This is a genomic window from Janthinobacterium sp. GW821-FHT03A03, from assembly GCF_059421435.1.
In genome coordinates, this window is sequence record NZ_JBWKUZ010000009.1 from 52,211 (window position 1) to 66,477 (window position 14,267).

Sequence of the window (14,267 nt, forward strand, 5' to 3'; positions counted from 1 at the left end):
TCGGTGTCTTCAAGTCTTGACGTCGATCAGGCTGCCCAGGGCCTGGTCGGCCGCCTTGACGACATTTGCCGATAAATTAAAACCAGCCTTGTAGACGAGGTTATCGGTCAGTTCGGAAGCGAGGCCCACGCCGTTCGGCCGGCTTTCGGCTGCCTTGGCCGCATTCGCGTTGGCGCCGCTGACGCTTTCGCTGGCGGCCAGCTTGCGCCCTTCGACGGAGAGGGTGACGCCCGTGCCGGCCGGGCTGGCTTCCTGGAAGTTGGCCGATTGCGGCTGGAAGCCCGGCGTATTCGCATTGGCGACATTGTTGGCGGCCACGTCCAGCGCGCGCTGGTTGGCGGTCAGCCCCGAGGTACCGGTGGTGAGGGCGGATATGGACATGGCGACTCCTTCAGAAGGCTTCCAGTTTACTCCCGCCAGCGGAAAAGTGCTTGGCGCAAGGCAATAATTTTCCTGCCCGTTGTTTTCTCTAAAAAAAATTATTTAACGTAACTGTTTGATATTGTTCTGTGGCATGGCGCTGCCTAGACTGGCTGGGAATCGTTCATGCGCCTGATCAGGAGTCCGCCATTTCCCGCGTCGCCCGCCTGTTGTCGCCGAGTTTGCTGCTCGGCTCGCTCTGCCTTCCCTCGCAAGCCCAGCGCGTGCCATTGCCGCTCGATGCGCGCCTGAACGAGCAGATCATCATGGTGCCTGCCGGTGACGGCATGCATGAAGCATTGGAAACGACGGTATTTCGCCCCGGCGGCCCCGGCCCGTTTCCCCTGTTGCTGATGAATCATGGCAAACAGGCGGGGCCGGCCAGGCAGCAGCAGCGCGAGCGCTTCATCTACATGGCGACCGAATTCGTGCGCCGCGGCTATGCCGTGATGTTGCCCATGCGCACTGGATTTGCCCAATCCACGGGCACTTACCGCGATTTCGGCTGCGACATGCTGGCCAACGCCCGTGGGCAGGCGCGCGACGTGCTCGATGCGCTGGCCTATGCCCGGCGCCAGAGCTGGGTCGACCCCGAGCGCATCGTCGTGGCCGGCCAGTCGTATGGCGGCATGGCGGCGCTGGCGCTGGCTACCCGGGCGCTGCCCGGCGTGCGCGGGGTGTTCAATTTCGCCGGGGGCTTGCGCGTCGACATGCCAGGCTGCGACTGGCCGTCGGCCCTGGCCAAGGCCTTCGCCACCTTCGGCGCCTACAGCCGCATCCCCAGCCTGTGGCTGTATGGCGCGAACGACTCCTATTTTGCGCCGGCGCTGGTGCAGCGCCTGTTCCACTCGTTTGCCGGCTCGGGCGGCAGGGGCGAGCTGTTTGCCTACGGACCGTTCAAGCGCGACGCCCACCTGACCCTGGGCAGCCGCGATGGCGTGGCCGTCTGGCTGCCGCCCGCCGAGCGTTTCCTGCAAAAAATCGGCATGCCGGTGCGCCAGGTCTACGCTGTGGCCGATGCGCCGTCTCCGCCCGACACGCATTTCGCGCTGCAGGGCGACATCGCCGCCGTGCCTTACCTGGCCGAGCAGGGGCGCGCCGCCTACCGCACCTTCCTCGGCAAGACTACGCCGCGCGCCTTTGCCGTCTCGGCCAGCGGCGCCTGGGGCTGGGCGGAAGAGGGCGAAAGTCCCGATTTCCGCGCGCTGGCGTCGTGCCAGCGGCGCAGCAGCACCCCCTGCCAGCTATACTCGGTCGATGAGAGCGTCGTGTGGCCGGGCGGCGCTCGCGTCCCCAGCGCAAGCGCCGCCGGCGGCGCCGATTAAGCGGCTGCGCACGATAGTTGTCGCCGAAACGGGGGATGGGCGAATATACTAGGCGAAAAGGGAGGCGTTGCGCTTCCCGTCCGCCCTTATCATCAGCGAGAATTCACCCTTATGGCGTCATCCCCAGAAAACCTCAGCATGGCCGTGTTTTGCGACTTTGAAAACGTCGCGCTCGGCGTGCGAGATGCAAATTACGAAAAATTCGATATCAAACCTATCCTGGAACGCTTGCTGCTCAAGGGCAGCATCGTTGTCAAGAAGGCATATTGCGACTGGGACCGTTATAAAAGTTTTAAGGGCACCATGCATGAGGCGAACTTCGAGCTGATCGAAATCCCCCACGTGCGCCAGTCGGGCAAGAATTCGGCCGACATCCGCCTGGTCGTCGACGCGCTCGACCTGTGCTACACCAAGGCCCATGTGAATACCTTCGTCATCATCAGCGGCGACTCCGATTTCTCGCCGCTGGTATCGAAACTGCGCGAAAACGCCAAGCAGGTGATCGGCGTGGGCGTCAAGCAGTCGACCTCCGACCTGCTCGTGGCGAACTGCGACGAATTCATTTTCTACGATGACCTGGTGCGCGAGAGCCGCCGCACGGCCGCCAAGCGCGACGCGCGCGAAACGCCGGCAGCCAAGCGTTCGCCCGACGAGGAAGTGCGCCGCAAGGAAAAATACGAGTCGCGCAAGACGGAAGCGATCGAGATGGCCGTCGCCACCTTCGACGCGCTGGTCTCCGAGCGCGGCGACAGCGGCAAGATCTGGGCTTCGATGCTGAAAGAGGCGATCAAGCGCCGCAAGCCCGACTTCAGCGAGTCGTATTACGGCTTCCGCACCTTCGGCAACCTGCTGGAAGAAGCGCAGACGCGCGGCCTGCTGGAATTTGGCCGCGATGAGAAATCGGGCGCCTACGTCTACCGCAGCAACGCCCTGGCGGCCGTGCCGGCCGCCGTGAGCGGCGATGTGGCCAGCGAAGCAGTCGTCGCCGGCGAAACGGTCGTGACGGCCGAAGAGGGCAGCCGCGAAGGCGGCAGCCGCCGTGATTCGCGCCGCAATGGCCGTGGCGGCCGCAAGCAGAACGAGCAGCGCCGCGGCGAGTCCGCGCCACAGGCCTTCGTGCCGGTGGCCGAGGCCGAAGCGGCCGTCGCCGTCATCGAGCCGTATCCGGAAGCGCCGCAACCCGAGGTCCTGCATGAAGTGGCCGAAGCGGTGGCGGACGAAAGCAGCGCCAAGCGCGGTTCGCGCCGCAATGGCCGCGGTGGCCGCAAGAATGGCGACGGCGCCCGCGAAGCGCGTGCCGGGGCCCTTGAGGTAGCGCAAGCCGCGCCGGCACCCGAGCCGGCACCCGAGCCGGTGCCTGAGCCGGTCCCGGAAGCGGTCGTGGCAGCCGCCGCCGAAGCCAAGCCGAAGGCCAAGCCGCGCACGCCGGCCCGCAAGGCGGCTGCGGCGAAAAAGCCGGCCAAGAAAGCGGCCGACGCCGTGGTTGAAGCGGCGCCCGTGATTGAGGCGGCGCCGGTGGAAGCGGCCGTCGTGGCGGAGGACAAGCCGGCCAAGGCGCCGCGCAAGACGCCGGCGCGCCGTCCCGCGCGCAAGAAGGCGGAAGCGGCTTGATAGCCTGAGCAGGAACAAGCGGGGCGGCAAGCGCATGCGCCCCGGCTTTTCTGGCCTTGCCTTGCGCAAACCGCGCCCCCCGTTCCCCCAAGCGTGTACGATGAGCCTGTTTTTAACGAGGCGGGCGGTCAGGCATGTATCACGGTGAACGGTTCAACAGCATTTCCCATACGGTGGGCGCCGCGCTGGCGGCCATCGGCGGCGTCATCCTGATCGTCGTGGCGGCCCGCACGGGCGACCCCTGGAAAATCGTCAGCTGCAGCGTGTATGCGGCCATGCTGCTCACGCTCTACCTCACTTCCACCCTGTACCACAGCGTGCGCGGCAAGGCCAAGGCCGTGCTGCAGCGCCTCGACCACTGCGCCATCTACCTGCTCATCGCGGGCACCTACACGCCGTTCATGCTGGTGACGCTGCGCGGGCCATGGGGCTGGTCGCTGTTCGGCGTCGTCTGGGGCCTCGCGCTGTTCGGCATCGTGCAGGAATATGTGTATGCCAGCGGCGCGCGCATCCTGTCGCTGGTGATTTACGTGGCCATGGGCTGGCTCGTCGTCATCGGCATCAAGCCGCTGCTGGCGGCGCTCGAGTGGAACGGCTTTTTGTGGCTGGTCGCCGGCGGCCTGTGCTACACGGGCGGCATTGTTTTTTATGCCACCGACCACAAGCTGCGCCATGGCCACGGCATCTGGCACCTGTTCGTGCTGGCCGGCAGTAGCTGTCATTTTATCGCCATTTTGTTCTACGTTGCCTGACGTTGTCTGCCGCCTTCACTGTTGCCACGATTCCATTATAATGACGCGATATGTGAAACTCGGGCAACAATGCAGCAATAATAAGGCAACAATGGATATCAATTCGGACGATCTGAAAATCTTCGTCACCGTCATCGACAGCGGCACCCTGAGCGCGGCCGCCGTGCACCTGGGACAAACCACCTCGGGCGTCAGCCGCGCCCTGTCCCGCCTGGAAGACAAGCTGGCCACCTCGCTGCTGACGCGCACCACGCGGCGCATGGAGCTGACGGAAGAAGGGCAGCTGTTCCTGGACAAGGCGCGCGCCATCCTCGCCTCGATGGAAGACGTGGAGGAATCGATCCGCATCCGCCGCCAGAAGCCGGCCGGGCGTCTTTCCGTGGACGCCGCCTCGCCCTTCATGCTCCATTGCGTGGTGCCCCACATGGCGCAATTTCGCGCCATGTACCCGGACATCCGCCTGGAGCTGACCAGCAATGACCAGATCGCCGACCTGCTCGAGCACCGTACCGATATCGCCATCCGCATCGGCGCCCTGGTCGACTCGACCCTGCATGCCCGCCCGCTCAGCGCCAGCCCGCTGCACGTGCTGGCCACGCCCGCCTACCTGGCGCGCCACGGCACGCCCGCCACGCCGGAAGACCTGGCTGCCCACGCGCTGCTGGGCTTTGCGCAATATGAGCCGGGGAATAGCTGGCCGCTGCGCCACGCCGCCGGCAACAGCCTGCAAATCGTGCCCGCGCTGGCCGCCTCCAGCGGCGAGACCCTGCGCCAGCTGGCCCTGCACGACCAGGGCATCGTCTGCCTGTCCGACTTCATGACGCGTGACGACATCGCCGCCGGCCGCCTGGTCAAGGTGCTCGAACCGTTCTATACAGGCTACCGCCAGCAGATCCACGCCGTGTACTACCGCAATACGCAGCTGGCGCAGCGCATCAGCTGCTTCCTCGAATTCCTGCAGCAGAAGCTGTAGGCGGACCCATGCCTGTTCCGGCGAAGGAGGCAATCATGCAGTGTCCCACCTGCGACGAATACGGCGACCTGGTTCTTGCGAAAGTCAGGAAGACGGGGCAAAAGGTGGTCGTTTGCACCGAATGCGACAACCTGTGGGCCGATCCGGACAGCGCGCCCGATATCGACGCCAGCGAGGGCGTGGCGGAGTTTCTGGCGGCAGCCGGCCTCGCTGACGACTGGGAGGAACTGGCGCTGCTCGCCAGGCTGCCGGCGCGCTAGCCGGCGCGCACGCCGCGTCAGGCCATGGCGTTCACGTCCTTCGTTTCGGCCCGCAGCAGCAGTTCCACCTCGTGCGCCGGCAGCGGATGGCTGAAGTAATAGCCTTGCGCCTCGTCGCAATCGTGACTGCGCAGATAATCGAGCTGTTCCGCCGTTTCCACGCCTTCGGCCACCACGCGCAGCTTCAAATTGTGCGCCAGCGCGATGATGGAGACGACGATGGCCGCGTCGTCCGCATCGCGCGCCACGTCGTTGATGAAGCTGCGGTCGATTTTCAGCACGTCGATGGGGAAGGTGCGCAGGTAGGCGAAGCTGGAATAACCGGTGCCGAAATCGTCGATCGACAGTTGCACCCCCAGCGCCTTCATGTCGTGCAGCTGGCTCACGGCCAGCGCCACGTCGTGCATGAACAGGCTTTCCGTCAATTCCAGCTCCAGGCAGGCCGGCGCCAGGTCCGTTTCGGCCAGCACTGCGGCGATCGAGGCAACCAGGTTCGGCTCGTTGAACTGGCGCGCCGACAGGTTGACGGCCAGGCGCAGATTGCCCAGCCCCTCCCGATGCCAGGCCTTGACCTGGGCGCAGGCCTGGCGCATGACCCAGGCGCCGATCGGCACGATCAGGCCCGTATCCTCGGCCAGCGCGATGAAGCGGTTCGGCGCCACCATGCCAAGGTCCGGATGCTGCCAGCGCAGCAGCGCCTCCACGCCGACGATGCGGCCGCTGGCCAGGTCCAGCTGCGGTTGATAGTGCAGCACGAACTGCTCGCGTTCGAGGGCGTTGCGCAGCGCCGTTTCGATGCGCAGGCGCTCCAGTGTGGCCTGGTTCATGGCCGTGGTGTAGAACTTGATGTTGTTGCGGCCCTGTTTCTTGGCGCAGTACATGGCGATGTCGGCCTGCTCGATCAGGTTCTGCGTCTCGCCATTGAGGGTCACGTCGCCGGGGGCGTCGTAGCGCGACATGTCGTAGACGGCCACGCCGATGCTGCAGGTGACGAAGAATTCCTTGCCGTCGAGCAATACCGGCTGGGCCACGGCATCCATCACGCGCTGCACGATGGCGCCGCTGAGCGCTTCGTCGGCCTGCTCGCACAGGATGGCGACGAATTCGTCGCCCGACAGGCGCGCCACCGTATCGCTTTCGCGCAGGCTGGCCTGCAGGCGCGTGGCGATGGTTTTCAGCAGCAGGTCGCCCGCCTTGTGGCCCAGGCTGTCGTTGACGAACTTGAAACGGTCGAGGTCGATCAACAGCACCCACAGCGCGCGGTTCTTGCGGCGCGACAGGGCCATGGCCTGCGTCAGGCGGTCGCGCAGCAGGGCGCGGTTGGGCAGGCCCGTCAGCACGTCGTGGTGGGCGATATGCTGGATTTGCTGCTCGGCCAGCTTGCGCTCCGTGATTTCCGAGCCCGTGCCCCGGTAGCCGCGAAACTCGCCCAGCTCGTTGAACAGCGGTTCGCCATTGACGCTGAACCAGCGCAGCTGGCCATTGCGGTCGTGCATCGCGTATTCGAGGTTGGAGAACGGCAGGTGCGCTTCCAGGGTGGCGATATGCTGCTTGCCCCAGCGTGAATTGCGCATCTCCGGGTTGTTGTCCCAGCGCCGCATGCCGATGAAGCGTTCCAGCGGCATGTTCGACTTGTCCGTGAAGCCGCTGGTGATGTGGGTGAAGCAGAAATTGACGTCCTGTTCCCAGTACCAGTCCGACGACAGGGCCAGCAGGCGGCGGAAGCGCTTCTCGCTTTCCTGCAGCGCCCGCTCCGTGCGCTGGCGCGCGCGCACGTCGGCGCTGAGCAGTTCATTGCTGCGCTTGAGGTCGGCGGTGCGCTGCTCCACCAGCAGCTGCACGCGGCGCGAACGCTGCGTCAGCGATTGCACGAAGGCGGCCGTCAGCAGACTGAACAGCAAACCCATGATGAGGGTGAACAGCGAGCCCAGGTGGTCGGCGAGGAAGGGGCGCGGATGGGCGTCGACGCGCACATGCCAGGGCCGGCCGGCGGCGGAAAAGGCGCTGTCGTAGCGGCTGTGGTAGGCAAACTGCAGCCAGCGGGGCAGCGATTGCCAGTTGCCGGCCGTGTTTTCGACAGTCGTCTGGCCGTGCCGGAAGATCAGTTGCCGGGGATCGGCGCCCGCGTCCGCGTACACGCTCAGTTCCAGTTGCGGGTCGCCCAGCAGGTCGGCGCCGGCGAGGATTTTCTGTACCAGCTCGCCGGCGCGGATGACGGCCGCCGTGTCGCCGATCAGCGCCGCGCGCCGCTGCTGCACGGTCTGCAGCGGCGCGCCGTGGCGGTACACGGGGCGCAGGATGACGAAGCCGCGCTGCGGCCCCTGCGCCAGGGCCAGCAGGCCGGTGGCCGTGGTCTGGCCGCTGACGATGGCCTGTTCCAGCGCGCCGGCCAGCAAGCCGTCCGGGCGCACGTTCAGGCCAAAGGCGGGGCGGTTGCCCTGCAGCGGTTCGAGATAATCGACGATCAGGTAGTTTGCGTGCTCGGCCACGGGATGGATGGCGCCATCGCGCATTTCCGTCATCGCATAGTCGGGCGCGATGCGCCGCAGCCCGGCCTCGAACGCGGCGCGCTGCGCATGCGGCACGAGACGGTGAAAATTGAAGGCCTGGATGAACGGGTGGCGCTGCAGCAGCGGCGTGGTGAAATCGTGGAATTGCTCGCGCGTGACGGGCACGACGGCCGCAAACAGCTGGTTCGTCGTGGTCAGCACTTCCACCGCATCGTCGAGTCCCTGTTCGATAGCCGCTACTCTGGCGCCGGCGCGCTGCTGCAGGCTCAGGCTCATCTTGTCGTATTCAAGCTGGCTGATGGCGGCGAACAGCACGGCCGTCACGCTGACGCCGCAGGCGAAGGTCAGCGCGGCCGCAGCGGAAATCGACAATGGCAGGCGGCCACGCAACATGGGTTTTCCTATCTCACTTCATGGACACAATTGCTCGGCAGCACCTGCCGGCCCGCGCAGGCCGTAGTTTGTCATAAACCACATCCATCATGCGAATTTTGCACCAGATCGCTGCTAATAAGCAACAATATCTCTGGCCATCGCGGACGACTATCGGTTGCCGCGTGCGCCTGATTGCCGGCGCAAACGCCACAACTGCCATGCCGGCAGCAGCCGGTTCAGGAAGGCCAGCCCTGCGGCGCGGCGCCAGCGCACCAGGCGCACGACGCGCACGGCGCGGCCCTTCCCCGGCTGGTCCGGCCTGGCGGCGAAGAGGATGCAGTTGTTGCCGGCGATGCCGTCGAACTGGCACACGGCGCCGCGGAAGGTCAGCATCAGGCGTTTCAGCATGGCGGGGTAGTGCTCGTCATAGCTGAACAGGTTGGCCACCAGCACGCCGCCGGGCAGCAGGGCGCGCAGGCAGTCCGCGTAGAAGCGCGCGCTGCCCAGGGCCGGCGGCAAGCCCGTTTCGTCGTAGCCGTCGAGCAGCAGCACGTCGGCGCAGCCCGGATGCTGGCGGATGTAGCTGACGGCGTCCGTTTCGATGACGCGCAGGCGCGCGTCGTCGGGCGGCAGCATGAATTGCTCGCGCAGCGCGATCACGTCGGCGCGCAGTTCCAGTACGGTGATGCGGGTGTCGGGCAGGTGGCGGTGGCAGAACTTCGCCAGCGAGCCGCCGCCCAGGCCCACCATCAGGATATGCCGCGGGCGCGGCACGAACAGGGTAAAGCACATCATGGCGCGCGCGTAGCGCAGCAGCAGATGGTCGGGGCGCGACAGCAGCATTTCGCTCTGGATCATGCCCGGCTGGAATTCGAGGCGGCGCCGGTCGCCGCAGGTATGCACCTGGGGCGCGCGCGCGGCGGGGAGTTTGCTATCCGGCATAGGGCGACTTCGCTGAGTGGACGGTGGGAGATGCTTTGTTGCATTCAGAGAAATCTGATAAGCTCCCGTGAGCATACCCGATTAATCCGCACCGAGCGTCCATATATGGCAGAGGCGGGCTGGCCGCTTGCACGCCCGGCGTGCAAGCTGGAGCAGCGCAAGGCAGCCTGTGGCACGCGGCGGCACGGCCGCGCAGTCGGGCACCATGGAGACAAGCATGTTTTTGGATCACCCCATTATCACGGCCACGAATAGTTTCACGGAGCCTGACCGCATCGAGCGGCTGACGCGCGTGTATGGCTACGCGGCGGCGCTGGCCGACCAGGCCGCCAATTTCGGCTTCATCGAGAAAGTGGCGCAAATCCACGATCACAAGGGTACCCTCATCGTTTTCTGGCATGAAGCCCCCAGCGAAGCGGAGAAGCAGTACTTCGTGCAGGCCTGGGCCAGCAAGGTCGGCGACGGCAGCACCAATGTCGAACACGAAATCTGACAGGATGCGCCGCGCCGGCGCGGCGATGGCATAGCCCATGGATATCAAGACCCTGGTACTGGCCCTGGCGCTTGGCAACCTGAGCCTGTGCGCGGCCCTGTTCTTCTTCGAATACGAGCGCAAGAAGTCGCTCAGCATGTCCACCTGGGCGGTGGCCAAGCAATGCCAGGCCGTGGCCTGGTGTCTGCTGTATTTCCGCGGCGTGCTGCCCGATTTTCTCTCCATCTTGCTGGGCAACAGCCTGCTGTTCGCCGGCATGGCGCTGGACGCCGGTGCCCTGTGGCAGGCGGCCGGACGCAGCGGCTGGCGCCGCCATGTGCTGCCGGCGCTGGGCGCGGCGATAGGGCTGTTTGCCGCCTGCTATCTGTTCGAGGTGGCGCCGCTGCTGCGCAGCGCGGGCGGTTCGCTGATCGTGGCCGGCTTCTTCCTGGCCGGCGTGGCCGCGCTGTGCCTGAAGTGGCGCGAGGCGAGCATGCTGCGCCGCTTCCTCGTCGTCAGCATGGGCATCCTGTCGCTGCTGATCGCCGCGCGCGGCGTGCTGGCCGCCAGCGTGCCCGGTTTCGATGCGGAGCTGATGCAGCTGGCCGGCTTCGGCGCGCTGTACCTGATGATGCTGACGAATGCCTTCGGCTACCTGCTGCTGTCGCGTGAAAAACTGGCCGGCGAGCTGGCGCGCCTGGAAGTGCTCGACGCGGCCACGGGCGTGCCGAACCGGCGCGGCTTTTACCAGGCGCTGGCGCCGTGGATGGCGCTGGCGCGCCGGCCCGGCCTGCCGACGGCGCTGGTGGTGCTCAATATCGACCATTTCAAGCGCGTCAACGACAGCTATGGCCATCCGGTGGGCGACGCGGTGCTGAAAACCATCGTCGACACCTGCCGCCAGCAGCTGCGCGACAGCGACCTGATGGGCCGCCTGGGCGGTGCCGAATTCGCCATCCAGCTGCCGCGCACGACGCTGGCCGATGCGCTGATGGTGGCCGAGCGCATCCGCGCCGCCGTCGAGGCGCTGCCCGTCAAGACGGAACGCGCCGTGCTGCAGCTGACGGCCAGCCTGGGCGTGACCACTATCCGCGCCGAGGACAGCACCGTCAGCCTGTTCAAGCGGGCCGACGAGGCGCTGCAGGCGGCCAAGCAGGCAGGCCGCAACCGCGTGGTCGAGGCGCAGGGCGCCAGCACGCTGGACATTTAAGCCGGCTTTACTTCTTGCGCGAGCCCAGCCAGCTCGGTTCCTTGCCGCACTCCTTGGGCAGGAACAGGGCGTCCAGGCCGGGATCGCAGCGCCGGTCCGGCGCCTTCATCGGCTCCACGGTGAGCCATTCGCTCCTGGGCAGTATCTTTTCTTCGCGTGGCGCCACCGGCGGCGCGGGCGGCAGGCTGTCTTGCCACCGTGCCTCTGCGGCAGGCGCGGGCGCGGTGGCCCAGTTGGCGTCAACCTGCGCTGCCTGCGCTGGCGATGTGTCCGCGTGCGCGGCGGCGCACAGCAGGCTGCCCGCGAAGAAGAACGTGCGCATGGCTGTGCTGTTTATGGAAATCATGGTTAGTCCTTGGTCGGTGCCCGGAAGGCGGACCCTGCATTATGACGGCGGCAGGAAGCAAAAAGACAAGAAAATTGCAACGGCATGTTACCAAAGGGACTATAGTTACTGGTAGCAAGCAGGTGCACTGTGGCAAGGTGATTGAAAGGCGGGTCAGGCGCGGGGCGCCGTCACGCGAGATGTGTATTCCCTAACTTTCATTTAAGCTAAGCAAGTTATGCTATCGGGTGCACGCCAGGACCCTCTTGCCGTCCGCACCGCAGTTCCCCTTTTTTACTCTTGCCAGGCCCATAATGAAAATGCTCAAATCCCTGCCTGTATGGCCGCTTGCCGCCCCGCTTGCCGGCTGGCTGTTCCTGTTCGGTTCCACCTTCAATGTCGGCGGCTTCTATCAGATCCTGCTGGTGGCCGGCCTGATCGGCAGCGTGCTGGCCGCCGTCTACCACGCGGAAGTGGTGGCGCACCGCATCGGCGAACCGTACGGCACCCTGGTGCTGGCGCTGGCCGTGACCCTGATCGAGGTGGCGCTGATCGTCTCGCTGATGCTGGCCGGCGGACCGGAAACGACGGGGCTGGCGCGCGACACGGTGTTTGCCGCCATCATGATCATCCTCAATGGCATCGTCGGCATCTGCCTGCTGCTTGGCGCCGGGCGCCACCGCGAGCAGACCTTCGGCCTGCTGGGCGTGAGCGCGTCGCTGGCCACGCTGGCGGCCATCGCCATCCTGACGCTGGTGCTGCCGAACTACACTTCGAGCGCCGCCGGGCCGTACTACAACTCGAGCCAGTTGATCTTCATCGCCGTCATCTCGCTGGTCCTGTATGGCACTTTCGTGCTGGTGCAGACGGTGCGCCACCGCGATTACTTCCTGCCCAAGGAAGCCGTGGGCGACGAAGAGGTGCATGCGGCGCCGCCCACGCCTACCGTCGCCTGGGTCAGCGCCGGCGCGCTGCTGGTCTGCCTGGGCGCCGTGGTGCTGCTGGCCAAGTCGCTGGCGCCGGCGCTGGAAACGGCGATTGCCGCCATGGGTGCGCCAAAGACCCTGGTCGGCATCGTCATCGCCGCCATCGTGCTGCTGCCCGAAGGCCTGGCCGCCGTGCGCGCGGCCCGCGCCAACCGCCTGCAAACGAGCTTGAACCTGGCGCTGGGGTCCGCGCTGGCCAGCATCGGCCTGACGATACCCGCCGTGGTGGTGGTGTCGCTGGCCACGGGCCTGACGATCACGCTGGGACTCGATATCAAGTCGACAGTGCTGCTGCTATTGTCGCTGATGGTGGCCACCCTGTCGCTGGGCACGGGCCGCACCACGGTCATGCAGGGGACGGTCCACCTGGTGATTTTTGCCGTGTATTTGTTCACGACCATCGTGCCGTAAGCCGCCGCACGACTGCCGTTTTGTCACAATCCTGTCACGCCGCTGTCATACGATGAGAGTAGTGTGGTAGGATTTTTAAATCGTCTAAATGATTTATATAGTTTAGCAACTGATTTTGCCAACTTTTTTCGGTTGGTGCAGCAATGACAAGACAAGAGGCCAGTATGTATGCAGCGGTGGACCTGGGGTCCAACAGTTTTCGTTTACACGTCGGCACGCATGATGGCGACACGATCCGCGTGGTCAAGAGCGTGCGCGACCCGATACGCCTGGCCGCCGGCCTGGATGCCAATGGCGACTTGACCGAGGCGGCCATGCAGGGCGCGCTGGCCTGTTTGCAGCGCTTTCGCGCCACCCTCGCCGGTTTCGAGCTGGAAGCCGTGCGCGTGGTGGCCACATCGGCCATGCGCGTGGCGCGCAACGGCGCCGTTTTCCTGCCGCTGGCCGAGCAAGCCATCGGCTACCCGATCGAGATCATCTCGGGCGAGGAAGAGGGGCGCCTGATTTACATGGGCGTGGCCAATTCACTGGCCATTCCCGGCGAGCGCCGCCTGGTGATGGATATCGGCGGCGGCTCGACGGAGCTGATACTGGGGCGCGGCCAGGATATCGAGCGCGTGGAGTCGTTCAGCCTGGGCACGGTCAAGCAAAGCCTGTCCTTTTTTATCGGCGGGCGCATCGACGCCCCGTCGTTCGAGGCGGCCATCCTGTCGGCGCGCAGCCATTTCGAGGATGCCGCGCCGCCGTACCATCCGCAGCACTGGAAGACCGCCTACGGTTCTTCCGGCACCATCCGCACGATCGCCGACATCATCGCCCGCAACAAGCTTGGCGACGGCTTGCTCACCAGCGCCAGTCTCGATGCGCTGGCGCGGCGCTTCATCGAACTCGGTCACACCAGCCGCATCGACATGCCGGGCCTGCGGCCCGACCGCGCCAGCACCATCGTCGGCGGCCTGGCCATCCTGATCGGCCTGTTCCGTGAACTGGCGATTCCCGCCATGACGCCGATCGAGGCGGGCTTGCGCATGGGCGTGATGTGGGACCTGTATCTGCGCTCGACCAAGCGTGACCGCCGCGAACAGTCGGTGCAGGGCTGCATGGAGAAATTCCATATCGACCAGCAGCGGGCGGGCCGGGTGGCCGAGCAGGCGCTGGCCATGTACGCCCAGCTCAAGCCCACGTCCGAAGCCCTGGTGAAATGCCTGCGCTGGAGCAGCCTGCTGCACGAGGTGGGCCTGGCCGTGTCGCAGACGGGCTACCACAAGCATGCGGCCTACATCGTGGAAAATGCGGATTTGCCCGGTTTTACGACGCGCGAACAGAAGACCATGAGCCGCCTGATCCTGGCGCAGAAGGGCAATCTGCGCAAGATCGGCGAGGTACTGTCCGATCCCGATTTCGCCAAGGCCGTGCTGGCGCTGCGTTTGTCGATTTTGCTCATGCATGCGCGCATCGAGGCCGATTTCAGCGAACTGCGCCTGCGCATGAAGAGCCGCATCGAACTCGATATCAAGCGCGGCTGGGTGGCGCACCATCCCACCGTGTCGTTCTGGATCGAAAAGGAACAGGAATTCTGGGATGAGGTCGGGGTCGACTTCACGATACGCGCCAGCGCGTGAGAGGACGGCAAGATTGCTGAAGTTTGATATACAGCAAGCAAGGTTTTTAAAAACAGTATATATTGTTTATATT

Annotated in this window: 13 protein-coding genes; 9 read left to right on the top strand and 4 right to left on the bottom strand. The window is 65.4% G+C overall.

The features are described 5' to 3' along the window. Positions 1–9 precede the first annotated feature (9 nt). Complete coding sequence (locus AC07VI_RS17745; protein WP_492993567.1) at positions 10–381, bottom strand: flagellar basal body protein; 372 nt, start codon at positions 379–381, stop codon at positions 10–12. Between the two features lie 263 nt (positions 382–644). On the opposite strand from AC07VI_RS17745, the gene AC07VI_RS17750 reads away from it, so the two are divergent. From AC07VI_RS17750 to AC07VI_RS17770, 5 genes are all read left to right on the top strand, one after another. After that, positions 645–1,745 (top strand): dienelactone hydrolase family protein, encoded by a 1,101-nt coding sequence (locus AC07VI_RS17750; RefSeq protein ID WP_492993569.1) that lies wholly within the window; start codon positions 645–647, stop codon positions 1,743–1,745. 111 nt (positions 1,746–1,856) lie between these two features. Beyond that, positions 1,857–3,356, top strand: a complete 1,500-nt coding sequence (locus AC07VI_RS17755) for an NYN domain-containing protein (protein WP_492993571.1) — start codon at positions 1,857–1,859, stop codon at positions 3,354–3,356. A gap of 134 nt (positions 3,357–3,490) precedes the next feature. Beyond that, entirely contained in the window at positions 3,491–4,108 is a 618-nt protein-coding gene (gene trhA, locus AC07VI_RS17760; protein ID WP_086146353.1) for a PAQR family membrane homeostasis protein TrhA, read from the top strand. A 91-nt stretch (positions 4,109–4,199) separates the two neighbouring features. After that, positions 4,200–5,081, top strand: coding sequence for a LysR family transcriptional regulator (locus tag AC07VI_RS17765; protein WP_086146352.1), 882 nt, complete (start codon positions 4,200–4,202; stop codon positions 5,079–5,081). 35 nt (positions 5,082–5,116) lie between these two features. Beyond that, positions 5,117–5,341, top strand: coding sequence for a hypothetical protein (locus AC07VI_RS17770; RefSeq protein ID WP_086146351.1), 225 nt, complete (start codon positions 5,117–5,119; stop codon positions 5,339–5,341). A 17-nt stretch (positions 5,342–5,358) separates the two neighbouring features. Here the strand turns inward: AC07VI_RS17770 and AC07VI_RS17775 are convergent, their stop codons facing one another. Together AC07VI_RS17775 and AC07VI_RS17780 are read right to left on the bottom strand one after the other, a co-directional pair. Beyond that, positions 5,359–8,244, bottom strand: coding sequence for a bifunctional diguanylate cyclase/phosphodiesterase (locus AC07VI_RS17775; protein WP_099375705.1), 2,886 nt, complete (start codon positions 8,242–8,244; stop codon positions 5,359–5,361). A 150-nt stretch (positions 8,245–8,394) separates the two neighbouring features. Beyond that, positions 8,395–9,168 (bottom strand): spermine/spermidine synthase domain-containing protein, encoded by a 774-nt coding sequence (locus tag AC07VI_RS17780; protein ID WP_099375706.1) that lies wholly within the window; start codon positions 9,166–9,168, stop codon positions 8,395–8,397. Between the two features lie 217 nt (positions 9,169–9,385). Between AC07VI_RS17780 and AC07VI_RS17785 the strand changes: the two genes are divergently transcribed. Next, complete coding sequence (locus tag AC07VI_RS17785; protein WP_076570163.1) at positions 9,386–9,661, top strand: hypothetical protein; 276 nt, start codon at positions 9,386–9,388, stop codon at positions 9,659–9,661. 37 nt (positions 9,662–9,698) lie between these two features. Beyond that, entirely contained in the window at positions 9,699–10,850 is a 1,152-nt protein-coding gene (locus tag AC07VI_RS17790) for a GGDEF domain-containing protein (protein WP_086146348.1), read from the top strand. A gap of 7 nt (positions 10,851–10,857) precedes the next feature. Here AC07VI_RS17790 and AC07VI_RS17795 read toward each other — a convergent pair whose 3' ends face one another. Further along, positions 10,858–11,196 carry a hypothetical protein gene (locus AC07VI_RS17795; protein ID WP_492993575.1) on the bottom strand — a complete coding sequence of 113 codons (339 nt, stop codon included), beginning with the start codon at positions 11,194–11,196 and terminating at the stop codon, positions 10,858–10,860. 293 nt (positions 11,197–11,489) lie between these two features. Here AC07VI_RS17795 and AC07VI_RS17800 point away from each other — a divergent pair, with 293 nt between their 5' ends. Both AC07VI_RS17800 and AC07VI_RS17805 read left to right on the top strand, forming a co-directional pair. Beyond that, a complete protein-coding gene (locus tag AC07VI_RS17800) occupies positions 11,490–12,572 on the top strand; it encodes a calcium:cation antiporter (protein ID WP_086146346.1) in 1,083 nt (360 codons plus the stop codon). Positions 12,573–12,736: 164 nt separating this feature from the next. Further along, a complete protein-coding gene (locus AC07VI_RS17805; RefSeq protein WP_086146345.1) occupies positions 12,737–14,194 on the top strand; it encodes a Ppx/GppA phosphatase family protein in 1,458 nt (485 codons plus the stop codon). Positions 14,195–14,267: the final 73 nt, after the last annotated feature.